The 23,696-nt window shown below is 70.9% G+C and carries 17 protein-coding genes; 4 read left to right on the forward strand and 13 right to left on the reverse strand.

The features are described 5' to 3' along the window. Positions 1 to 84 precede the first annotated feature (84 nt). Positions 85 to 534 (forward strand): MarR family winged helix-turn-helix transcriptional regulator, encoded by a 450-nt coding sequence (locus V3N99_10040; GenBank protein ID MEO3937085.1) that lies wholly within the window; start codon positions 85 to 87, stop codon positions 532 to 534. 53 nt (positions 535 to 587) lie between these two features. Here V3N99_10040 and V3N99_10045 read toward each other — a convergent pair whose 3' ends face one another. The 10 genes from V3N99_10045 to dnaK form a co-directional block, all read right to left on the reverse strand. Next, positions 588 to 1,979, reverse strand: coding sequence for a DUF1501 domain-containing protein (locus V3N99_10045; protein ID MEO3937086.1), 1,392 nt, complete (start codon positions 1,977 to 1,979; stop codon positions 588 to 590). Positions 1,980 to 2,013: 34 nt separating this feature from the next. Next, complete coding sequence (locus V3N99_10050; GenBank protein MEO3937087.1) at positions 2,014 to 4,089, reverse strand: DUF1800 family protein; 2,076 nt, start codon at positions 4,087 to 4,089, stop codon at positions 2,014 to 2,016. Positions 4,090 to 4,223: 134 nt separating this feature from the next. Next, a complete protein-coding gene (locus V3N99_10055; GenBank protein MEO3937088.1) occupies positions 4,224 to 6,263 on the reverse strand; it encodes a DUF1800 domain-containing protein in 2,040 nt (679 codons plus the stop codon). Positions 6,264 to 6,432: 169 nt separating this feature from the next. After that, positions 6,433 to 7,266: an enoyl-CoA hydratase-related protein gene (locus V3N99_10060; GenBank protein MEO3937089.1), complete on the reverse strand. Its 834-nt coding sequence runs from the start codon at positions 7,264 to 7,266 to the stop codon at positions 6,433 to 6,435. Positions 7,267 to 7,275: 9 nt separating this feature from the next. Continuing rightward, the gene (locus V3N99_10065; protein ID MEO3937090.1) at positions 7,276 to 8,247 is read right to left on the reverse strand and encodes a hypothetical protein; all 972 of its coding nucleotides are present in this window, start codon (positions 8,245 to 8,247) and stop codon (positions 7,276 to 7,278) included. Then, positions 8,248 to 8,547, reverse strand: a complete 300-nt coding sequence (locus V3N99_10070) for a ribonuclease E inhibitor RraB (GenBank protein MEO3937091.1) — start codon at positions 8,545 to 8,547, stop codon at positions 8,248 to 8,250. After that, positions 8,544 to 9,017 (reverse strand): MerR family transcriptional regulator, encoded by a 474-nt coding sequence (locus tag V3N99_10075; GenBank protein MEO3937092.1) that lies wholly within the window; start codon positions 9,015 to 9,017, stop codon positions 8,544 to 8,546. The genes V3N99_10070 and V3N99_10075 overlap by 4 nt, the downstream gene beginning before the upstream one ends. After that, positions 9,014 to 10,057, reverse strand: coding sequence for a DnaJ C-terminal domain-containing protein (locus V3N99_10080; protein ID MEO3937093.1), 1,044 nt, complete (start codon positions 10,055 to 10,057; stop codon positions 9,014 to 9,016). Before V3N99_10080 ends, V3N99_10075 begins: the two co-directional genes overlap by 4 nt. 41 nt (positions 10,058 to 10,098) lie before the next feature. Then, on the reverse strand, positions 10,099 to 10,713 hold the full coding sequence (gene grpE, locus V3N99_10085) for a nucleotide exchange factor GrpE (GenBank protein ID MEO3937094.1): 615 nt from the start codon (positions 10,711 to 10,713) through the stop codon (positions 10,099 to 10,101). Then, positions 10,710 to 12,602, reverse strand: a complete 1,893-nt coding sequence (gene dnaK / locus V3N99_10090) for a molecular chaperone DnaK (GenBank protein ID MEO3937095.1) — start codon at positions 12,600 to 12,602, stop codon at positions 10,710 to 10,712. Before dnaK ends, grpE begins: the two co-directional genes overlap by 4 nt. 505 nt (positions 12,603 to 13,107) lie before the next feature. Here dnaK and V3N99_10095 point away from each other — a divergent pair. Beyond that, entirely contained in the window at positions 13,108 to 13,938 is an 831-nt protein-coding gene (locus tag V3N99_10095; GenBank protein MEO3937096.1) for an MBL fold metallo-hydrolase, read from the forward strand. Between the two features lie 587 nt (positions 13,939 to 14,525). Here the strand turns inward: V3N99_10095 and V3N99_10100 are convergent. Both V3N99_10100 and V3N99_10105 read right to left on the reverse strand, forming a co-directional pair. Beyond that, entirely contained in the window at positions 14,526 to 14,906 is a 381-nt protein-coding gene (locus V3N99_10100; GenBank protein MEO3937097.1) for a response regulator transcription factor, read from the reverse strand. 197 nt (positions 14,907 to 15,103) lie between these two features. Further along, positions 15,104 to 19,333, reverse strand: a complete 4,230-nt coding sequence (locus tag V3N99_10105; GenBank protein ID MEO3937098.1) for a chitobiase/beta-hexosaminidase C-terminal domain-containing protein — start codon at positions 19,331 to 19,333, stop codon at positions 15,104 to 15,106. Between the two features lie 529 nt (positions 19,334 to 19,862). Between V3N99_10105 and V3N99_10110 the strand changes: the two genes are divergently transcribed. After that, entirely contained in the window at positions 19,863 to 21,401 is a 1,539-nt protein-coding gene (locus V3N99_10110; GenBank protein ID MEO3937099.1) for an ATP-binding protein, read from the forward strand. Further along, positions 21,398 to 22,072, forward strand: coding sequence for a response regulator transcription factor (locus tag V3N99_10115; protein ID MEO3937100.1), 675 nt, complete (start codon positions 21,398 to 21,400; stop codon positions 22,070 to 22,072). Before V3N99_10110 ends, V3N99_10115 begins: the two co-directional genes overlap by 4 nt. A 1,111-nt stretch (positions 22,073 to 23,183) precedes the next feature. Here V3N99_10115 and V3N99_10120 read toward each other — a convergent pair. Beyond that, positions 23,184 to 23,510, reverse strand: coding sequence for a helix-turn-helix transcriptional regulator (locus V3N99_10120; protein MEO3937101.1), 327 nt, complete (start codon positions 23,508 to 23,510; stop codon positions 23,184 to 23,186). Positions 23,511 to 23,696: the final 186 nt, after the last annotated feature.

Consider the following 23,696-nt stretch of genomic DNA (forward strand, 5'->3'; position numbering starts at 1 on the left):
CGCCACCCGACCTCGCCCGCTACGGTGGCGACCATCGCCGCCTGCCGGCCCGAGCGCAGGCGCTCTGACGAGACAGGCCTGCCCGTGCCCCACCGCCCCGGTCTCCCCGGTGTCGAGCGTGAGCTCACCCGGTTGCTGCGACGTGCGCGCGCGACCTCGGGCGCCATCGCCGCCGAGGTCCACCCCGAGCTCGATCCGGCGTCCTACGCCGTGCTCATCACCGTGCTCGAGCTCTCCGAGACGCTCCCCGAAGGCGTGCGGGCCGCCGACGTCGCCGAGCGCCTGCGCCTGCACAAGTCCACGATGAGCCGCAACATCACGGTGCTCGAGCGGATCGGACTCGTCGAGCGGCTGACCTCCCCGAGCGACGCCCGGGCCCGGCTGCTGCACATCACCGACACGGGCAGCGTGCTGCTGACGGCTGCCCTGTCGGCTCGACGGGCCCGCATCGCCGAGGCCCTCAGCCGGTGGAGCGCCGACGACGTGGGCACCCTCGCGTCGCTGCTCGGCCGTCTCAACGACGACCTCGACTGAGACGAGCCGGCCTCCGACTCGGCTGCGCGCAGCCCGGGCCCGACCCACCCCGGTCAGGCCATGAGGCCGAGCCGGGTCGGCGTCCAGGCGGGGAAGACGGTGGCGAGGGCGCCGGCGCTCAGGCCCAGCCGTGTGCCGACCACCTCCGAGAGCAGGTCGCGGTAGTCGTTGCTGCCGGGCACATCACCCTGGTCGAGAACCGCCGGTGCCAGCCCCCGCCACGTCCCCTTGACGCCGCCGCGCACTCCGCCACCGAGCACCAGGCTCACGCCACCGTGACCGTGGTCGACGCCGTCGCTCGCGTTCTTGGTGAGCCGACGACCGAACTCGCTCATCGTCACGATCGTCGTCGTGTCGAGCAGCGCCCCGAGGTCGGCGGTGAAGGCAGCCAGGGCTGCGGCCAGCGCCCCGAGGCTGCGCGTCATGTCTCCCCCGTCGATCGTGCCGAGCCCCGTATGCATGTCCCACCCGCCGACGTCGACGGTCGCGACGCGCACGCCCGACCCCGCCTTGATCAGCGTCGCGACGTCCCGCAGGGCCGACCCGACCTCGCCGGTGGGGTAGGTCACCGTGGTCACGGGTGGGCTGGAGGTGAGCCCGGCGGCGGTCCGCACCGCGTCGATCGCGATCCCTGCCTGGGCGGCGATCGGGTCGTCGAGCCCGGTGTAGAGCGCCTTGATGGCCACGTTGGTCTTCTCCGACCAGACCGCGTTGCCTGCCCCCTGGACCTTGAGGTTGGCCAGCGAGCCGAAGGGCACGGCGCCGTTGAGACCCGCCAGCGACCGGGGCATCAGCCCGCCCACCGCCACCGACCGGAAGGTCGTGCCAGGCCCGCCCGCCTGCAGCACCCGGTCGAGCCAGCCGGTCTGGGCACCGGTCACCGCTCCCCCGCGCTCGAGGCAGTCCTGGGCCTGGAAGTGGCTGCGGCTGAGGTCGGGCGTCGAGATGGCCGGCACCGCCGCCAGCTGTCCCCGACTGATCAGCGGCTGCAGCGGCGCCATCGCCGGGTGCAGCCCGAAGCCGCGGTCGAGCGGGATGAGCGACGAGGCCGGGACGGCGATCGAGCCCCGGGCCGTCAGGTAGTCGGCGTCGGCACCCGGCACGAGCACCGACAGGCCGTCCATCCCCCCGCGCAGGAAGATGACGACCATCGTGCCCGTGGTGGCGGCCGACGCGGCATACGCGACCCGGGTGGTCACCAGCTGCGAGCCGAGGGCGGCGACGCCGACCCCCATACCCCCGGCGAGCAGCCGTCGACGGCTGAAACCTTTGCTCCACAGCCGTTCTCGCTCGAGGGTCTCGGCCTCGTGGCCGGCGGCCGCCGCGCGCAGGGCCGCGTCGACCGGCGTCGGCCCGAGGCGTCGCCAGTCGGGGCACTCGGGGTGCTGGCCGAGAGGCGCCGTGGGCGCGCTCTCCCGGTGGGTCGCGTCTGCGGCGGTCGTCATCAGTGGCTCCGGGGCGTCATGGGGGCTGAAGGGCTCAGCGCAGCTGGAAGTAGGGCGAGTCGAGCATCAGGGGGATGAGCGTCCAGGCGTACCAGGAGGCCTCCACCGCCGGCGCCGTCGGCGCGATGCCGTTCGCCAGCGCCACGACCGCGTCGCGACGGGCGGTCGTCATCTTCTGGCCGAGCAGCCGCAGGCTGAGCTCGTCGACCCACTGCCCGGCGGTCAGGCCGGCCCGCAGCGGCACGAGGTCGAGCATCGCGGTGACGGTCATCCCCTGCCACCAGTTGTTGACCAGGGCTCGGTGCATGGTCCAGCGGTTGACGAGGTTGCCGGCGTTGTTCCACGCGGCGGCGACGTCGGGATAGCCGTTGGGTGGGTCCCAGCCGAGGGGTGCGTGACCGTTGCTGCGCACCACCCAGTACAGCGTCTCGATGACGGCGCGCGTGTCGGGACCGGGCCGCATGTCGAGCACCCGCGCGGCACCCACGACGTCCTCGAGGGGACGCCGCGACTTCTGACCGGTCGACGCCCAGAACTCCGGGCTGTGGAAGAGACAGTCCAGCACCGCGCGCAGGTCGGTGTCGTGGGCCAGGTAGGCCGCGGCCATCCGGTCGACCAGGCTCGCCGGCGGCTGGTCGCTGACGAAGCGCACGGCCAGCTTGCGCGCGATGGTGCGCGCCGTCGACGGGTGGTTCGCCAGGTAGGTCAGGTAGTCGTCACCGACGGCGAGACCACCGGCGGCCGTGGCGTTCGTCGACGACCATCCCATCACCGACAGCGGCCCGGTCCAGTGGTACTCCGGTCGGTAGACGAACCGGCCGTTGCTCACCATGCGGCCGGTCAGCACCTTGGCACTGGCGACGACCTCGGCCTCGGTGTAGCCCGCTCCAAAGCCGACCGTGTGCAGCTCGAGCAGCTCGCGGCCGAGGTTCTCGTTGACGAGGGCCTTCGACGAGACGTCGTTGTTGAGGTACTGCATCATCGCCGGGTGACGCATCGCGGCGAGCAGCAGGTCGCGGTAGCGGCCCATGGCATACGGCCGGATCACCTGCGTGATGTAGGAGGGGGCCGTGTCCCACGCCTCGCACGGCACGGCCACGTGCAGGTGGTTGGCCAGCACGTCGACGACCTGCTCGTAGAGCTGTCGTTGCGAGAGGATCTGCCGGGCGAGGGTGGCCTGGGCCGTCATCCACTCTGCGTCCCAGGAATACAACGGGAGCCCCGCCTGGATGTCGGCGGCCGAGGCGCCCGCGAGCGGAAAGAGCCCCCAGGCCTGGTCGGCGGCGGTGTCGGGGATGGTCTCGGGCGCGAGCTGCCGGCTCAGCCACGCGTCGATCCCCAGCGTGCGGATGTCGGTGATGTCGCTGGGGCGTGGCCCGAAGGTCGCCCGCCGCGCCAGGTGCAGCACCGGGTCGGTGGTGAAGATGCCGGGCTTCGTCGGCGCAGTGGACCGGGCGACCGCGGCGTAGCCGGGGCTGAATCCCGCTGGCATCGGGACCCGGCTCGGGGCGGCGTCGTGAGCGACGGGGACGGTCGTGCCGGGTGTCGAGGTGGAGACCACCCGCGGCGAGCGCGCGACGCTGGCGGCCGCCGCCAGACCCTGGGCGTGCGCCCGCGCGGTGGCGGTGGCGGCCACCTGCTCCGCCGCCGCACGGCCGGCGACCACCTGCGGCGCCGAGCGCGAGGCCACCTGGGCCGGAGCCGAGTCCGGCACGGCGACGTGGGGCTTGCGCGGGGCCGGGCGGGTGGGCTCGGCCGGGGTGCGGCGGGTGGGCCGGGCCGGCTGGGCTGACCTGACCGACCTGACCGGCTGGGCCGGCTGGGCCGGCTGGGTGTGCTGGGTGCGCTGGGCGCTGCGGATGGGCTGGGAGCTGCGGATGGGCTGGGCAGGCTGAGAGTGCGCGAGCGGCGACGAGGGAGCAGGCGGTGACGCGAAGGCCGCGGTCTCGGCCGCGTACGGGTGACGAGGCGCGGCGGCGGCGAGACCCAGCACGCCGAGCCCGAGGACGCCCCGCACGAGCGTGCGTCGGGCGGGGGCGCCGTCAGGGTCGAGGTCGGGCGCCGGTTCCAGGTCGGGGGCAGGCGCTGGGCAGGCGTCGTGCTCGGGCATGTGGGGCGCTCCGTCAGGCCGGGGCACGTGCGCCGGCGGCGAGGGAGGAACCTCTCCGTGGGGGACCGGATGATGCGACGTGCGTAAACCGACAATATGCCCTAACCGGACACCACACAAGGGGGCTGGACCGGTCAGCGCAGCCGGAAGTAGGGCGTGTCGAGGACGAGCGGGATGAGGGTCCACGCGTGTGCCGAGGCCAGGTCGGCCGGGTCGGAGGGCCCGATGCCGGCCATGGCCACGATCGCGTCGCGCCGGTCGGTGGTCATCGTCTGGCCGAGCAGCCGCCGGCTCAGCGCGTCGATCCACTCTCCGGCGGTCGTCCCCGGACCCACGGGAGCGAGGTCGAGCAGCGGGGTGACGGTCATCCCCTGCCACCAGTCGTTGACCAGGGCGCGGTAGAGCGTCCAGCGGGTGATGAGGCCGCCCGCGTCGTCGCACGCCGCCACCACACCGGGATAGCCCCCGGGTGGGTCCCAGACCACGGGGTCGCTGGCCGCGCGCACGACCCAGAAGAGCGTCTCGATGACCGTACGGGTACCGGGCCCGGGACGCATGTCCAGCACCCGCGCCGCCCCGACGACGTCCTCGAGGGGGCGCCGCGACTGCTGACCGGTCGACGCCCAGAACTCCGGGCTGCGGAAGAGACAGTCCAGCACCGCCCGCAGGTCCGTGTCGTGCGACAGGTAGGCCGCGGCCATCCGGTCGACCAGGCTCGCCGGCGGCTCGTCGCTGACGAAGCGCACGGCCAGCTTGAGCGCGATGGTGCGCGCCGTCGACGGGTGCTCCGCGAGGTAGGTCAGGTAGTCGTCGCCGACGTGGAGGCCGCCCGCCGCAGTGCCGTTGGCCGACGACCAGCCCAGGACCGACACCGGCCCGGTCCGGTGGCTCTCCGGCTGGTAGGCGAACCGGCCGTCGGCCACCGAGCGTCCACTGAGCACCGTCGCACTGGCCGTGACGTCAGCCTCGCTGTAGCCGGCCGAGGCGCCCACCGTGTGCTGCTCGAGCAGCAGACGCCCGAGGTGCTCGTCGCCGACCCTCGGCGACGAGGAGTCGTTGTCGAGGTACTGCAGCATCGCCGGGTGGCGCATCGCGGCGAGCAGCATGTCGCGGTAGCGGCCCAGCGCATACGGTCGGATCACCTGCATGGGGTAGGAAGGCGCCGTGTCCCACGCCTCGCACGGCATCGCCACGTGCAGGTGGGCGGTCATCACGTCGACGACCTGCTCGTAGAGCTGCCGCTGCGAGAGCACCTGCCGGGCGAGCGTCGCCTGCGCCGTCATCCACTCCGCATCCCAGGAGTGCGACGGCAGGGCCGCGTGGATCTCGTCCCGGCTGGCACCGGCCAGGGGAAAGAGCCCCCAGGCCTGGTCGGCGACGGCGTCGACGATGGTCTCGGGGAGCAGCTGACGGCTGATCCAGCCGTCGATGCCCTGGGTGCGGATGTCGTCGAGGTCGCCCGGTCGCGGCCCGAAGGTCGCCCGACGGGCGAGGTGCAGGACCGGGTCGGTCGTGAAGACCCCGGGCCGCGTGGGCACGACGGTGGCGGCGACCGCGGCGTAGCCCGAGTCGATCCAGGTGGTCACGGGCGCCCGCGGCACCCGGCGACCCGGGTCGGGCGGGTCGGGCAGGACGGGCAGCTCGAGGACCGAGGGCGGCGCGGGGAGGACCGGCAGCCCCCCGACCGGCGGCGCGGCGGGGATGGACGGCACCCCGGGAGGCGTCGTCGCGGCGGGAGGCGAGGTCAGGGCCGCAGCCTGGGCCGTGGCGGCCCGCAGTCCCGAGGCCTCGACCCGGGCGGCCATCAGGTCCTGGGCCTCCCGCGCCGAGACGACGGCGGGGGGCGCGACGGGCGCCCGGGCCACAGCGGAGGCGATCGACGAGGGAGCCACGCCGAAGAAGGCCCACGAGGGCTCGGCGGGCTCGTGACCCGCGCCGGTCGAGGTGGGCGGGCGGGCGGCGAGACGGGCCCGTGCGGCCGGGCCCAGCAGCACACTGCGGTCGGTGGGCAGCATGCGGCGGGGCTGGTGGGCCGAGCGCGAGTCGACCCGGGCCAGGCCCACCCAGTCGAGCTCGACCGAGGTGCCCTCGAGGTCAGGCCGACCGGGCTCGCAGGCGTCCGAGGCGTTGGACGAGGACGAGGACAGGGAGGGGCCGGGCTGGTGATCGAGCATGGGGGCTCCGTGAGGCAGAGGCGCCCACGGCGGTGCGGCTGACCACCACGTCGCCGGGGAAACCGGAGGCTACGAACGTACGCAACCTGACAATAAGCCCAACACGGACAATCAGCAACACTTCATCCCTTGTCGCTTCCCCCTCGGGAGGCAACAGCATCAGCAGGGGTCAGCCGGGCCACACCGCGGGCCGCTTCTGCAGGAACGCGTCCATCCCCTCGCGAGCCGACGCCGACTGGCTCGCCCCGGCCATGACCTCGAGGGCCACCGCGTAGGCGTCGCGCTCCGGACGGTCGAGCTGGGCGTAGATCGTCTGCTTGCCGAGCGCCTTCGCCGAGGCGCTCCCCCGGGTGACCCGGGCCACGAGCCGGGCGACGGCGGCGTCGAGCTCGTCGTCGGGGACGGCCTCGTTGACCAGCCCCCACTGCGCGGCCGTGGTCGCGGGCACGACGTCACCACTGAGCGCCATCTCCATCAGTCGCTTGCGCCCGATCGAGCGCGCGACGGGCACGGCGGGCGTGTGACAGAACCACCCTCCCTTGCCGCCCGGCAGCGCGAAGCCCGCCGACTCAGCCGCCACCGCGAGGTCGCAGGAGGCCACGAGCTGACAGCCGGCGGCGGTGGCGAGCGCGTGCACGCGGGCGACGACGACCTGTGGGGCGGCCTCGAGGGCCTGCATCACGCGGGTGCAGAGCCGCAGCAGGTCGCGGACCCCGTCGATGTCCCGGGCAGCCACGTCGGCGAAGTCGTGGCCCGCGCTGAAGACCGGCCCCTCACCCGCGAGGACGATCGCCAGCGCGTCCCCCTCAGCGGTCTCGGTCACCGCGCGCAGCAGCTCGCGCAGGTGGGCCTCGGAGAGCGCGTTGCGCCGCTGGGGCCGCGCCATGGTGATGGTCACGACCGCGCCCTCGCGCTCGACCCGGATGTGCTCGTACAACGAGCCCGGTGCCGGGGTGCGCGGTGCGGGGGTGTGTGGTGCGGGGTGCTCCTGCAGGTCGGTCATCACCCCACGCTAGCGGGCGTCCTGCGGTCCGGGGCCCGGCCAGGCGTCGCGGTCCTGCGGTGCGGCGCCCGGCCAGCGCCCGACGGCCGCCCCCCGCCCGGGCCGCAGCGGGTCAGGGGCCGCGGCCGGCGCCCGGTCGCCGAAGAGCTGCACGATCGCGGGGACGGGAGTCGTGCTCCACGCCACCAGGAGCCCTGCCGGGAGCGCGAGGTCGAGCGCCGACTCCTCACGCTCCCAGTCGGGCAGGGCCCGCAGGCGGAAGGGCCGCCCGCGGACGACGAACCGGTGCTGCGTGAGGTCGGACAGGGTCTGGCGGTCGCCCGACCCGGTCTCCCGGCCGGCGGACCCGGCGCCGAACCCGGCCCGCCCCCAGCACGCCGTCCACCGCAGGGACAGGCTGTCGGCCAGCCGACCAGGCACCCGCACCGAGACCACCTCGAGAGCGAGCCGACCCCAGTAGTCCGCGCCGGCCGAGCCGTCGAGTCCGTCGAGCCGGGCGAGGTGGCGGGCGAGCACGTGCTCGGCCGGGGCGTCCTGCGGCACCTGCGGGTCGACCGGTCGCGCCTCGAGGGCAGCGCGCAGCAGCAGCCAGTCGGCGTCGCGCAGCACGAGCGCGACCCACGCCCCGAGGCCCGGGCGAGACACGAGCACCCGCGTCCACCCCTGCTTCGTACCGACGGCGCCAGGGGACCCGGCGGCGACCCGGGCGGCCAGCCAGAGCTGGCGCTGCGGGCCGAGCCCGGGAGGATAGAGCGGCGTGAGGGCAGCGACGGCTCGCCCGGGCGCCAGTCGTACGGGGACGCCGAGCAGGGGCGGGCTCGAGCCGTCACCACCCTCTCGGTGGGCGTAGACGGGGATGACCACCTCACGACCCGACCCAGCCTCCGCCGTCCGGCGTCGCGCCGACCGCAGGGTCAGCGAGTCGGGATCGAAGCCGCACGACACCGCGGTCTCGCGTCGCTCCCACAGGGGCGGCAGCACTCAGCCCGCCGGGCTGGCGTTCGGGGCGACTGCAGCCTGACCGTCGGCCTCGTCGTCGTCGTCGTACCAGCCGTCGTTGTCGCGGGCCAGGTCGCTCAGCCGCTGGCGCTCGGCGTCGGCGTCGACGGCCGGCAGGTCCCGCTCGTCGACGACGTGGACGAGCCACTGGGCGCCGTCGGCGTCGTCCTCACCGGAGAGGGTCTCGCGCAGCACGCGCACGGTGTAGGCGTGTCGGTCGAGGCCGTCGGCCACTGCGTCGGCGACCTCGCGCTCGGCGAAAACCAGCAGGTGCTCGATCACCGGCCCGGCCGCCAGATCACCAGGGCCTGGCTGCGGGAGAGGAATCGGGGGGCCCGCTCGCCGGGGCGCAGCGAGATGATCTCGCCGCGGGCGCCGGCGGCGAAGACGCGGGAGCCGGGCAGGGTGCGGGCGTTGGCCGCCTCCAGGGCCGCCGTGACCTCGAGCAGCCGCGAGCGCAGGGCCCCGACCTCGTGCTCGAGCTCGAGGATGCGCTGGATCCCGGCCAGCGAGACGCCCTCCTCCTGCGACAGCCGCTGCACCTCACGCAGGAGCGCGACGTCACGGCCGGAGTAGCGTCGCCCGCCGCCGCGCGTGCGCGACGGCGAGACCAGGCCGATCCGGTCGTACTGCCGCAGCGTCTGGGCGTGCATGCCGGCCAGCTGGGCCGCCACCGAGATGACGAAGACCGGGGTGTCGTCGTCGGGGCCGAAGCCCGACGACGTCCCGCCCGCGAAGCCGGCGGAGCTCACGGCGCCGTCGCGCGGTCGAAGAGCTCCGCCCGCGGGTCCACCTCCGCCTCGTCGGCCTGGAGCTGCTCGATCGCCGCCCGGGCCGCCTTGGTGAGGCGCTGCGGCACGACCACCAGCACACGCGCGATGAGGTCGCCGGTGGAGGTCTCGCGGACGACGCCACGACCCTTGAGCCTCAGCTGGCGCCCGCTCGGCGTGCCCGGCGCGACCTTGACCCGCACCGGGGTGCCGTCGAGGGTGGGCACCTGGACCGTCGCGCCGAGGGCAGCCTCGGCGAAGGTCACGGGCAGGTCGATCGTGAGGTTGTCCCCGTCGCGACCGAAGACCGGGTGCTTCTGCACGGTGACGGTGATGATCAGGTCACCGCTCGCCGCCCCGGCGCCGCCGGGGTTGCCCTTGCCCCGCAACCGGATCTTCTGCCCGTCGCTCACGCCCGCGGGCAGCCTGGTGGTCACCTTGTGACCGGCCGCCGACAGCGTCACCGTCGAGCCCTGCACGGCGTCACGGAACGAGAGCGTGGTGCGCGCCTGGGCATCGGTGCCCTTGCGGGGGCCGCGGGTGGCGCCGTAGGAGTCGAAGCCCGGCTGACCACCCGCCCCCGGGAAGCCACCAGCGCCGGCGCCCCCGCCGAAGAGGCTGCCGAGCAGGTCGTTGATGTCGGGGCTGCCACCACCGGGGGCGCCCTGCCCACCCCCACCGGTGGAGTAGCGGGTGCGACCGCCACCGCCCCCGCCGAAGCTGGAGAACAGGTCCTCGAACCCGCCACCACTGCCCTGCCCACCGGAGGTGAAGCGGGCACCCCCGCGCGACATCGCGCGGATCTGGTCGTACTCCTTGCGCTGCTCGGGGTCGGAGAGGATCGCATACGCCTCCCCGACCTCCTTGAAACGCTTCTCGGCCGTGGCGTCGCCTGCCGTCTGGTCGGGGTGGAGCTGTCGCGCGAGCTTGCGGTAGCTCTTCTTGATGGCCGCGTCGTCGGCGTCGGCAGCGATGCCGAGCGTCGCGTAGAAGTCCTTCTCCAGCCAGTCCTGGCTCGCCATGGTGCTCCTTGACTATTCGGGTCGGCTGGGTCGGGTCGGCATCAGCTGGGGTCGGCGACGGACACGCGGGCAGGACGGACGACGCGCTCGCCGACCTTCCAGCCCGGCTGCAGCACGGTGACCACCGTCGTGGTGTCGGTGCCCGCGGGCAGCTCGGCCTCGACGTGCAGGAGCGCCTCGTGGACCGCCGGGTCGAAGGGCACGCCGGGCTCGCCCAGACGAGTTACCCCGAAGCGGCCGAGCACGCCCTCGAGCTTGTCGGCGACCTTCTCGAAGGGGCCTGCAAGATCACCGTGCTCGCGGGCGAGGTGGATGTCGTCGAGCACCGGGATGAGTGCCTCGACGACCTGCTGGACCCCGGCCTCCGTGGCCAGCGACCGGTCGCGGTCAACCCGGCGCTTGTAGTTGACGTACTCGGCCTGCACCCGGCGCAGGTCCTCGAGGTAGTCGCCCGGCGCCGCGTCCGGCTCCGTCGCCTGGGGCGTGGCGAAGAGCTCGGAGGCATCGGCCGGCACGTCGTACTCGTCGGAGCCACCGGGCTCGGCCGAGCCGGCGGGGCCCGCCGAGCCCTGGCCACCGTGGCCGGGCTCGGCGAGCTCGTCGTGCTCGAGCGGCTGCTCGTCGTGCGGCTCGCGCCCCTGGGGTGCGTCCGTCACTTGGAGTCCTTCGCGGCGTCGTCGCCCTCGTCGACGACCTCGGCATCGACGATGTCGTCGTCGGCCTCGGCGGCGGGGGCGTCCTGGCTCCCGTCGGTGGCGCCGGCCTCCTCGGCGGAGGCAGCGGCATACATGGCCTGGCCCATCTTCTGCGACACCTCGGAGAGGGTCGCGGTCTTGGCCTTGATGTCGGCGACGTCGGTGCCGGGGGCCTCACGGGTGCCGACCGCGGTCTTGAGGTCGGCCAGGGCCGTCTCGACCTCGGCCTTCTCGGCCGCGGGCACCTTGTCGGCGTTGTCGGTGAGGAACTTCTCGGTCGAGTAGACGAGCTGCTCGCCGGCGTTGCGGGCCTCGATCTCCTCGACGCGCTGCTTGTCCTCGTCGGCGTGCTGCTCGGCCTCCTTGACCATGCGCTCGATCTCCTCCTTCGGCAGGGCCGACCCGCCGGAGATGGTCATCGACTGCTCCTTGCCGGTGCCCTGGTCCTTGGCGGACACGTGCACGATGCCGTTGGCGTCGATGTCGAACGTGACCTCGATCTTGGGCACGTTGCGCGGGGCCGGGGCGATACCGGTCAGCTCGAAGGTGCCGAGCCCCTTGTTGTGCTGCGCGATCTCGCGCTCGCCCTGGAAGACCTGGATGAGCACGGACGGCTGGTTGTCGTCGGCCGTCGTGAAGATCTCGCTGCGCTTGGTCGGGATGGCCGTGTTGCGCTCGATGAGCTTGGTGAACCGGCCGTGCTGGGTCTCGATGCCGAGGCTCAGCGGCGTGACGTCGATGAGCAGGATATCCTTGCGCTCACCCTTGAGCACGCCCGACTGGAGGCTGGCTCCGACCGCGACGACCTCGTCGGGGTTGACGCCCTTGTTGGGCTCCTTGCCGCCGGTCAGCTCGGTGACGACCTTGCTGACCGCGGGCATCCGGGTCGAGCCACCCACGAGCACGATGTGGTCGATGTCGCCGACCTTGATGCCGGCGTCGGCGATGACCTTGTTGAACGGCGTCTTCGTGCGCTCGAGCAGGTCGGCCGTCAGCTGCTCGAACTGGGCCCGCGAGAGCTGCTCGTCGAGGTGGATCGGGCCGTTGTCGCTCATCGAGAGGTACTGCAGGTTGAGGTTGGTGTTGGACGAGGAGGAGAGCTCCTTCTTGGCCTGCTCCGCCGCGTCACGCAGCCGCTGCATGGCGATCTTGTCCTTAGACAGGTCGACGCCGCTGCTGTTCTTCACCGTGGTGAGCAGGTGCTTGACGATGCGCTCGTCCCAGTCGTCGCCACCGAGCTTGTTGTCACCGCTCGTGGCCCGCACCTGGATGGTCGAGAAGCCGTCCTCCGGGTCCTTGCCGACCTCGAGGAGGGACACGTCGAAGGTGCCACCGCCGAGGTCGAAGACGAGGATGAGCTCGTCCTCCTTGCCCTTGTCGAGGCCGTAGGCGAGCGCGGCCGCGGTGGGCTCGTTGATGATGCGCAGCACGTTGAGACCCGCGATCTCGCCGGCCTCCTTGGTGGCCTGGCGCTCGGCGTCGTCGAAGTACGCCGGCACGGTGATGACGGCGTCCGTGACGGACTCGCCCAGGTAGGACTCCGCGTCGCGCTTGAGCTTCATCAGGATGCGCGCACTGATCTCCTGCGGCGTGTACTTCTTGTCGTCGATCTTGGTGCTCCAGTCGGTGCCCATGTGGCGCTTGACCGAGCGGATCGTGCGGTCGACGTTGGTGACGGCCTGGCGCTTGGCGATCTCGCCGACGAGCACCTCACCGTTCTTGGAGAAGGCGACGACCGAGGGGGTGGTGCGCCCGCCCTCGGCGTTGGCGATGATCGTCGGCTCTCCGCCCTCGAGGACGGCGACGGCCGAGTTGGTGGTGCCGAGATCGATTCCGACCGCACGTGACATGGGTTCTCCTGTGACTGGGTTGCTGCTGGGTGGAGGCTGGTGATGAAAGTTGAGGCGTGCACACTCAATGTGCCTGAGCCCCGTGCAACTTGTCAAACCAGCACTCGGTAAAGTTGCGTACATCAGGCTCAACTCCACGGGCGGGCTTGTTGTTCCCGTCCCTGGGCTCCTCCCGGGGGTGAAGCAGTGTGGGATCCGGATCAACTTGTCGTCGTCCAGGTTTCTTGTCGGCGAAGAGGACGCTCGACCTGTGAGCCGGTCGCCGCGAGGCAGGGTGGACGCACACGGCGATCCCGTTGTGGCACGCCCGCGTGCCGATCCGCTTGTGGAAAAATGTGATCTTCACCGTCATCTGGTGCTTGGCACGGGTGGGCGCTCCGTGAGCGTGGCCGACCCCTGTGCGTTGGGGGTCCGCTCGCACGGCGGTGACACACCAGCGGCTTGACGTCGACCCGTCTTGTAGTTGTTGACTGTCGATCGATGCGGTTCGAGGAAAGGAGAGGGTATGCCAGCGTGGATCTGCGTCACGTGTGCTGTGCAACAGGCGGACACCGAGGTCCCGCCTCAACAGTGCCCGATCTGTCAGGACGAGCGACAGTACGTCGGTTGGCAAGGCCAACAGTGGACCACTGCTCAAGAGCTCGCCACCGAGCATCAGACCGACCTGCGCGAGGAAGAACGGGATCTGTTCGGTGTCGGCACGAAGCCGGCCTTCGGCATCGGTCAACGGGCATTGCTCGTGCGGACCGAGCACGGCAACGTGCTGTGGGACAGCACGGCGCTGATCGACGACGACGCCAAGCAGCGCATCTTCGACCTCGGCGGCATCGACGCCATCGCCATGTCGCACCCCCACTTCTACGGCGCACACGTCGACATCGCCGACGCCTTCGATGCCCGGGTGCTCATCCCGAAGGCCGATCAGCAATGGATCCAACGCCCCTCTCCTCGCATCGACTTTTTTGAGAACGACGTCGAACCGGTGCCCGGGCTGACGGTCGCCCGTATCGGCGGACACTTCGACGGCGCAGCGGTGCTGCACTGGACAGGAGGATCAGACGGTCGCGGTGCTCTGCTGACAGGCGACACGATCACCGTCGTCCAGGACCGATCGTGGGTCAGTTTCATGTGGAGCTATCCGAACCTGATCCCACTCGACGAGGTGACGGTGCTCAACATCGCTGCGCGGGTCGAACGGTTCCGCTTCGACCGCGTCTACGGCGGCTGGTGGGGCCGTGTTGTCGTCGACGACGGTGCCGCGGCGATACGACGGTCGGCCGACCGTTACGTGGCACGGATGCAAGGTCAACGACCTGACCGCACGCCCTCCCCATGATCACCGCCGAGTTGAAGGACGAAGAGGCCAAGAGAACCGCCAGCACCGCCTCGATCTATGGTCCCCGCAGGCGGATCGTCTTGTGGGACGGGGCGACACGGGCTACCGAGACCCGATGCGCAGCGCCAACCGTGCAGCCGCGTCACACCGCCCAGATAGACGCAGCACCTGCGGCCGGCAGGGGGGACGCCCCGGTGAAGCATCGACCGAACGCACCACGTCAGGGGACTTGATCTGATCTCAGAGGAACCGCCGCCAGGTACGGACCGGAATCCTCAAGATTTACCGCAGAGTGGGATAACTTTCAGTCGCACGAACTGCCTCCCTTTCCAGCTGGCGAGCCCCACATCGGGTTGGGCGCCACGAGGTCAACGGCGGCACCACCTTCTGCACGACCCTGCTGGTCGCTGTCGGATATCGACCTTGATCCACGCGATGTCTTCAACCCCTGCGGGTCACCAAGTCAACCGGACGTCCTAGCCCCCGCGATGAGGGCGTGCGCATGCTGCGTTCTCGGTGCGGGAGCCGGAGAGCCGGGGGTTAGGAGGGCATGTGAACGGGTCGTCACGACCGGGTCCGTGCGTGACCTACGCCTCGCTGGTGCGCTCTCTGGTGGCTCGACGTGTGGTGTCTGCTGAGCGGATGTGCTCGATCAAGGTTTGGGGGGTGGCGCCTTTCAGGACGAAGGCGTCCGCACCTGCGGCCTGGGCGGCGGGTTCAGCGGACGCGAGCCAGGTGTGGATGACGACGCCGGTGTTGGGTAGCAGCTCTCGGATCCGGCGGGCTGCGTGGATGCCGTCTCCACCTGGCATGCGGACGTCGAGCACGACAACGTCGGGCGCGGTCTGTTGTGCTAGCGACACGGCTTCGACACCGTTGGCGGCCGAGCCGCAGTGGACGAGGTCGGGAGCGGACTCGATCATCAGCTGCAGCCCCAAGCGCATGACGGGATGGTCGTCAGCGACCAAGACTCGGATCACGGGGTCCTCCGGACATAGGAACGCGCATCAGTGGTGGGTCAGGTTTTTACCCGCCTTGAGGACTCCTAGCCCCCGGCAGGGAGGAGCCGGGTGGGCAACACCTAAGGGTCAAGTGCTGGGGCGGTGGGTGGCGAACAGGGGCAGACCCGGCGGCCGTTCGGGGGGTGACCGCCGGGTCTGCCGGTCTATTTCAGGGCGAGGTAGGCGTCGATGTCGACCTTGTTGCCGGCCGAGGCCGGGTTCCGGGCGCTGAGGACTGTCACCTTGATGGTGTGGGGGTTGACACTGCCCAGGTTGGTGGCCTGCCAGACCAGGGTGGCCGGCTTCAGGGTCGCGGAGTATAAGTCGACCGTGACGGCGGGACCGCCGTCCACGGAGACGCTGGCCATCCCGCGGTCTGGTCCAGTGGTCGAGACCCACGCCACGGTGGCCCCGGCCAACCCGGTGCTGTTCTGGGCGAGGGCACCGATCGTGCTGGACTCCTGGACCGAGCCGTTGAAGGCGCCGGAGAGGTTCACCCCGCTCCAGCCGCCGTTGAAGCTGAAGCCGCCGGTGTTGTCGGTCGCCGGGGCGGAGAAGGCCGCGGCGGCCGCATAGGGGCCGAACACCCCGGAGGCGTTGATGGCGCGCACCTGGTAGCGGTACGTCGTCACCGTCGACTGGTTGGTCAGGCTGGGGCGCACGTTGACCGTGGCCGATGTGGTGGCGCAGGTCGTGGTGGCGGTGCAGCCGGCGATGTCGAAGAAGGCGCCGCCGTTGATCGACTGCTGTAGCTCGTAGCCGGTGGCGTTGGGGCTCCCGGTCCAGTTCAGCTGTGCCGGGACCGCGGTCAGCGACACCGGCCCCGAGGGGATGGTCAACGAGGCGACCGGCGCCGTGGTGGTGGGGGCGGTCGACCCGGCCGTGACCATGAACGTGTACACCGTGGTCGTGGAGCTGACCCCGGCCGCGTCTTGAGCGCGCACCTTGAAGGTGTACGTGCCGTCGGCGACTCCCGGGTAGGACGTCGGTGAGGTGCAGGCGCTGAACGCGTCGGCTGCGGCGGAGGCGACCAGGCTGCACTGGTAGGTCCACCCGCTGGTCTGCGCCTTGTGGAAGGCGAAGGTCTCGGTGGAGGTTGCTGAGGGGTTGGCCGGGTTGCTGGTCAGCACCGGGGGGGCGCTGTCGAGCAGGAAGGTGCGGGTGGCCGAGCCGGCTGGGGTTCCAGTGGCGTCAGCGGCGTTGACCGTGAATGTCCAGGTCCCGTTGGGTGTGGCGGGGTAGCTGACCGGTGAGGTGCAGGGGGTGAAGTCCGCCGCGGTGGGCGGCCCGGCCGTCTTGGCGCAGGTGAACGTGGCGCCGGTGATGCCGGGGGTGGAGAACGCGAACGTCGGGCTGGTGTCCGCGGAGGGGTTGGCCGGCGAGCTGTCGAGGATCACGGCGCCGATGGTGTAGGTCTGGGTGGCGACCGTGGAGGTGTTTCCGGCGGTGTCCACGCCGAGGTAGCTGAGCGTGGTGGAGGCCGCGACCGGGATCGGTGCGGTGTAGCCGGGGCTGGCCGTGGTCGGCGCCGACCCGTCGGTGGTGTAGTAGATGCTCGCGGCCTCGTTGGCGCTCAACGTCACCGACTGCGCGGACGGGTAGGAACCTCCGGCCGGGGCCGCCGTGAGCACCGGGGCGACGGTGTCGATGGTGAGGGTGACGTTCGTGGGGGCACTCAGGTTGCCGGCCAGGTCGACGCCTTGCACCGAGAAGGTGTAGGTGCCGTCGGGCTGGGCGGTGTAGGTCTGCGGGGACCCGCAGGTGGAGTAGGCCGCCGCGCCCGTGCTGAGCGAGCACGTGAACGTGGTGGAGGCCTTGGAAGAGGTGAACGTGAACGAGGGGGTGTTCACCTTGGTCGGGCTGGCGGGCGAGGAGCCGATGCTGACCACGGGGGTCACGGTGTTGACGGTGAATCCGTAGGCGGCGGCCGTGCTGGTCGTGCCGGTGCCGTCGATCGCGCGGACCTTGAACGTCCACGGGCCGTCAGCGAGGGGGCCGAAAGTCTGCCCGGAGGTGCAGGCCGTGAATGCGTCCGCGGTGGCCGGTGTGGTGGTCGCCACGAGTGAGCACTGGTAGGTCACACCGCCGGTGGCCGAGGCGAACGCGAAGGTGGGGCTGGGGTTGTTGCCCGGGTTGGCGGGCTTGCTGGTCAGGGCGGGCTGGGCCGGGCCGGCCGCGCCGATGTTGATCTTCCACACGTGGCCCACGTTGTTCGGTGGCGCGAGCACGTTGGGGTTGTCCCAGACGTAGACGTTGCCGGCGGTGTCGAGGGTCAGGCCGAACGCGTACGCGTAGGGCTGCTGGGTGGCGTCGGGGTTGACCCCGATCGCGGTGAACGGTGCCAGGTTTCCGGTGCTGATGGTGTACTGCTGCACCGTGGTGGTGCTGCTGGCGGTACCGGGTGGGGGTGGGGACGACATCCACAGGTGGTCGGTGCCGTCGGTGGCGAAGCCCTTGGGGCCACGCACGTTGAGCAGCAGGATCGGGGAGCAGCCCCCCGGGACGCAGGCGCCGACGTTGTAGAGGGTGTCGACGCCCTTGTTGTCGCCGACGTACAGGTCTGCGGTGGCGGGAAACCCGCCGATGGCGGGGTTGACCACGACGCCGAGCCCGAAGACCGGCACGTCGCGGGTGGTCTGGGCCAGGAAGTCCACGTTCTGGGTGGTGGTGTCGGCCGCGGACGCGTTCGGGACCCGGGCGATCTGGGTGTTGGCCCCGATCTTGCGGGTGCGGAACCCGACGTAGAGCGCGTCGGTGAGCGGGTCACGGGCGACGGCGTCGGCACGCTGGCCATCCAGGCCCAGACCGGTTCCGACCAGCCCGGCGGCGATGACCTGCGGGTTGGACAGGGTCTCGGTGGTTGGGTCGAAGCTGAACCGCACCACGCCCACGCTCTTGGTGCCGCCGTCGGCGACGTAGAGCAGGTGGCGGCCGGCGTCGTAGGAGGACTGCTCGGGCTTGAGCAGCCCACCGGCGGTGGCGCCGACCTTGCAGGTGGACACGTTCTCGTGGGTCAGCGCTCCGGCCGCGGCGGGAACGCCGGCCGGCGGTGGGGGGACATCCATGCGGCAGAGGCCGGCGATCGAGTCCGCGGCCCACAGGTGCCCGCCCAGGGCGCCCGGCAGCCACACCCCGTTGCCCGGCAGGGTCGGGTCGGAGTAGCCCGCCGGGGCGGTGTCGGTGCCGAAAGCTCCGCCGTACAAGGTCCCGTTGAACGGGGTCGGCAGCGGTGGGATGTTCGCCGGTACCCCGGGCGTGCCTTGGGCGTCCGCGGGGGCGTTGGGTCCGACCCGGAAGTAGCGTCCGTTGAACGCGGTCGCTCCCGCGGTCGGGTCGTCCCCGACGTACATCGCGTGGTCCGGTCCGAAGCCGACGTCGAAGGCGAAGGAGAACTGTGAGAGGGAACCGTCGGGCATCACCCCGTAGTTGGCGTAGGAGTCCTGCAAGTTGGTGCCGATGTGGTAGCGGATGATCTGGGAGATCGAACCCGGGGAGTCACTGACGTACACGACGCTGGGGTCGGCGGGGTCGGTGCGCAACCCCATCGGGGTCAGCACCTTGATCGGGGTGCTCACCGCGGTGCACCCACCGGGTGCGCTCTGGCAGGTCTCGGCGTTGAGGATGACCGTGATCGAGGTCTTCTGGGCCAGCACCAGGTCCGGTGCCGGGTCGGCGGCCGAGCAGCCCGGAGCGCCGGGTGCCCGCGAGGCTCCGAGCCCGCCGTTCAGCGAGCCGAGGTTGGACCAGCACGCGAAGGTCAGCGCGCGCATCCGGGAGGCGTCGCTGGACTTGCCGACGGACTCGACCGTCTGCAGACTGAGCGGCCCGTTGACCCCGGTGATCCGCAGCAGGTTGCCGTCCTTGTCGTTGCTCACGTACAGCTTGTGGTCCAGTGGGCCCAGCTGCACGTCGAACGGCTTGTTGTCGAAGGGGAACCGGTTGGGGGCCAGCAGCTCCGACTTGGTCATCGTCTGGGTGCCCGGGTTGTAGGTCAACCGGTACACTCCGCTGCTGCGCACAGACCAGTCGGGGGTGTACACGTAGAACGTCCCGTCGGCGTTGCGGCGCGAGTCCAACGCCGGCCCGCCAGCCTTGCCCCCGGCGGTGATACACCCACCGACGGTGTTGCGGTCCAGCACCGCCGCCGTCACCGCGCCGGTGCCCGGGTCCGTCGAGGACGGCAGGATCCGGCAGAAGCCGGAGGGCACGTCGGTGGTCCAGAGGTGGCCGTAACCCGCGCTGGCGGGGTCCGTTCCCGGATCCATCGGCCCCGCCGTGGTCCCGTCGGTGGTGCCCGCCAGCCAGATGTTCCCGTGCGGGTCGGTGGCCTGCTGCAGGTACGCCTCACCGGTGGCCGCGGACGCGGGGGCAGCCACCAGGACCGCAAGAGACACCGTCCCCACGGTGGCCGCCAACGCGACCGGTAGGACACGAGCGAAGAAGCCCCGCAACTGGGAGCGTTCCCGGCGGGAGCTACGCACGAACAGGGGCCCTGATGATGTCGACGGTTGCGAGTTCATGACGGTTCTTCCTCACGTGAGTACATCCTGCCCTTTGTCAACCGTGGCAACGGCGTCCTCAAGGGCGACCAAGCGTGGACTCACCCACCAGACGTCCTCAGCGACGAGTACGACCGGGGGGTCCGGATCCAGGACCCAGCTGATCTGTTAGGCCTGGGCAACAGGGGTGTTGAGGTCAGGCTCCTGCGTCGCCAGTCATCACGCCATGCGACATTGGTCGTAGGGCCAGCCAGGCGGCTACGACTTTGGTCGTAAGACCACACAGCACCTCGGCGCGACCGAGGTCGAGCGCCCCGGGCGAAGCGCGGCCGGGGCCGCCACAACTGGTCGCCTCAGGGTTTTCCCAAGGCCGTCGTTGGATCCTTCGCGAGAGAGGTCGACTCTTCGACCGGAAGGGGTGGGCATGCGCACGGTGCGTGAGCAGGGCGGCAGCGCCATGTGGGGAAGAACTGCTCCCATCCCGCCGTCAGGTGGCACGTTGATCCCCAAGCCGGCCCAGCCGGCCCAGTCGAAGACGTGTCTGATGACCCGGCGATCGCGTGGCATCGCGGACACCGAGCCGCCAGGGGCGGTCTCCGTGCCCAAGGCGGTCGCGACGTTTCTCCTGGCCGGGCTGGTCGTCCTTACCGTGGTGGCCTTCGTCCTGGCCCTCGTCCTGCACGCGACCGCGACCGCCGAGGCGATCCGACAGGCGTTGATGGTGACGAACCTGGAGGCAACCGCAGTCGTCGGTCCAGTCTTGGTCGACGAAGCCCTTGTGCCAGGACCAGCAGAGGTGACGCTCGATCGCGTCGTGCGCCAGCGGGTGATCGGCCACCAGATCGTGCGCGTGAAGATCTGGGATGCCACCGGACGCATCGCGTACTCGGACGACACCTCCTTGGTCGGGACGCGCTTTCCGCTGGAAGGCCAGGAGAAGGCGGTACTCGACAACGGTGGCGCGTCCGCGGAGGTCAGCGACCTGTCGGGCGCCGAGAACCAGGACGAGAAACAGTGGGGGCAGCTCCTTCAGGTGTACCAGGTCGTCCGGACGCCCACCGGACAACGGCTGCTGTTCGAGACCTACCAGCCCTATCAGGTCATCACGGACTCCAGCGAACGGCTGTGGCGGTCCAGCATGCCGGTCCTCCTGGGCGGGCTCTCCTTGCTCTACGTTGTGCAGGCGCCACTGGCGTACCGAATGGCCCGCCGTCTCAAACGAAGCCAGGACGAACGTGAAGGTCTGCTCCTGGCCACGCTCGCCGCGTCTGATCGCGAACGGGCGACCATCGCCGCAGACCTGCACGACGGTGTCGTTCAGGGCCTGACCGGCGCGTCGTACTCGCTGAGCGCGGCAGCCGTGCGGATCGGTGACAGCAAGGAGAGCATGGCTCAGGTCATGTCGGACACAGCCAAGGATCTACGTCGCTGGATGCGGGAGCTGCGGAGCCTGGTGGTGACGATCACCCCGCCTGCACTCCATGAGCACGGCCTCCCACGGGCCCTGGCCGACCTGGGCGCGACTCTCGAACTGCGCGGCCTGAGGATCGATTTCGATGTCACCGCCGCCGACGGGCTCGACGAGACCACCGAGACTCTGGTCTACCGGGCTGCCCAGGAAGCCGTGCGCAACATCGTGCGTCACGCCGATGCCAGCGCTGTGACGCTGAGCGTCACTCGCGTCCTCACCCCCACTTCGGCCCGGGGTTTGCAGACTCTTGTGCTGCGGGTCAGCGACGATGGCTGTGGGTTCGACACCGATGGGAGTTCCGCGCGCCACCGTGGCAGTGTCGGACTCGAGCTGCTCGACGCCATAGTCACCTCCCACGGCGGAGCCCTGACCGTTGACTCGTTCGTCAACCAGGGTACCGAGGTAACGGTCACAGTGCCCTTCAAGCCGGCGGCGGAGCAGCCCCGAGAGTCGTCGGCGCCAGAGCGGACTTATGCCATGGTGTCTCGATGATCCGGGTCATCGTCGTCGATGACCACGCGGTCGTCCGTCGTGGTCTGAGCGCCGTGCTGGGTACGGCACAGGGCATCGCCGTCGTCGGGGAGATCAGCGACGGTTCCCTGGCGGCGGCAGCAGTGAACGACCTGGAGCCGGACCTGGTACTGATGGACCTGAACATGGCAGGGCTTGACGGGATCGACGCGACACGCGCCGTACTGGCGGTGCGACCAACGACGAAGGTCATCATCATGACGTCGTACTGCGAAGGTGCCCGCGTCCGCGCCGCGCTGGAAGGTGGGGCGGTCGGCTACCTGCTCAAGGACGCCGAACCCGAGGACATCATCAAAGCGTTGCACGACGCCGTCAACGGCGGTGTCCCGCTGTCTCCCAAAGCCGCCCGGGCGCTCTTGCCCAGTACCCGGCCGGTCACCAACACCAACACGGGCCTGTTGACGGCGCGTGAGCAGGAGGTGTTGGCCCTCGTTGCTACCGGTCTCGCGAACAAGTGCATCGCCCGACGGCTGACGATCAGCGAAAAAACCGTCAAGGCGCACCTCACGCGAGTGTTCACGGTCCTCGGCGTCGCTGACCGCACCTCCGCCGCGTTATGGGCTCAACGCCACGACATCAGTTCCAGCGGACCACGCATGGGGCCACCGCCTGCCTCAAGTCAGTTCACGTGAGCAGGTTGGCGCCGCCTCCGGGGCGCACCGCGGTGCGCCAAGATTCGGCTGCTTGGCCAGTTGCGGTGGCGTGGGCGTCGGTTGGATGCCTGTGGGGGTCCGTCGCGGTCAACCTCCACCTGAGCCCACCGATGCACCGGCCTCGCAGCCCGAGGGCACACAACCCGCGTCACACCGCCGCGAGTGCGGCCGTCCCCTTCTGCCACGTGGCGACCGTTTCAGTTCGCCGGGGCGCCCCGTCCCCGGGATCTGCAAGTATCTCTTAGGTCGCTAGGGACTTGGCGGGACGATGTGCCCGGAGAGCCCGCCAGCACGCGTGGCACATACTCGACCACCTGAGGAGCCGCGGCCTGCCCGCCGATCGACGCCGGCCCCGTAGCAGTTCGGCGCTGGGCCCCGACGAGGTGGTGGGGTCGCTTCCGAGGAGGGCACTGCTCAGCGGCCGCATGCGGCCGGTGGCCGGCAGAGCGCGACTGCGAGCCGCCCGCCGGATGCAGGCGGTGGTGGCTGACGCCCCAGCAGTGTTCCGGCGCCCGACAGTGGGCTCGCCCGGCCCGGGGATGCGCGGTCCCGGGACCAGTGGGGCGCTCCCGTTGGATTGCCGCGTTGCGTCTCGCAGACCCGGCTCCCGCGCCCACGGAACCGCACGGCGTTCGCGGGCAAATGGGTGTCGAGGCCACACTGCAGGTTCGAGTCCGGGGTCAGGCTCCGTGGAACCAGTCCCCCGGGCCCCGGGGGATTCCGGGGTGGTCCTTGCCGCAGCGTTCGCAGCGCCGGAACCGGCCGCCGTCGGAGGTACTATGCCAGAGCCAGGTGTGGTGCACGTTGAGCCGGCAGAGGAGGGGCTTCCTCACCCGCGCAAGCCCCTCGGTCACGCCCCGTTCGGTGGCCCCGGAGGAGGACGCGCGCCGCAGGGCGAGTGATGTCATCACGGCGCCGAGCGCGTACGTCACCTGTCGGCCGGTTGACAGGGCGCGCAGTTCAGCGTCGTGCTCGACCCGGTACCGGTCACGGGTCGCTCCGTTCGGCAGTACATGCACCGCGACGGACACCAGGACGTTCGCGATCGGGGTGACCCGGACCCAACGCGCTCGGCCCGCTGCTTGCGTTTTCATGATGACGTGCCGGGGAGGGGATGCGGTGCGAGGCGGCCGGGCTGCGGCTGTCGGATTCGGGCGAGTTCGTTGCGCGCTTGTTCGGCCCCGGTGGCGGTGATCCGGTAGTACCGGCGGGCCGGCCGGCCGGCGGCTCGGGTGTCGAGTTCTTCCCAGCGTGACTCGACCCAGGCAATCGACTCGAGCCGAGCGAGGATCGGATGCACGGTTCCGCTCATCAGCCCTGCCGCGTCACCGATCTCGGCGCCGTAGTACTCGGCCGTCGGGTCGGCGAGCAGGGCCCGCAAGACGAGCTGAGTCGACAGCGTCATCCGGGGGGTCATGCATGAACTCTACCGAGGGCGGCAGCTTCTTGGACTGGGAGGGAGCGCCTACCGGTTTTGACCTCAGGGTCCCCTCGCGGATGCCGGAAAGACATCCTTGTACTCTACTTAGGAGGCTAGGTAGAGTACAAGGATGCCACCTTCCGTGGCGAACTCTGAGAGGAGATCGGACATGACCGACACCCG

Source organism: Dermatophilaceae bacterium Soc4.6, from assembly GCA_039889245.1.
In the GTDB taxonomy this organism is placed as follows: domain Bacteria; phylum Actinomycetota; class Actinomycetes; order Actinomycetales; family Dermatophilaceae; genus Lapillicoccus.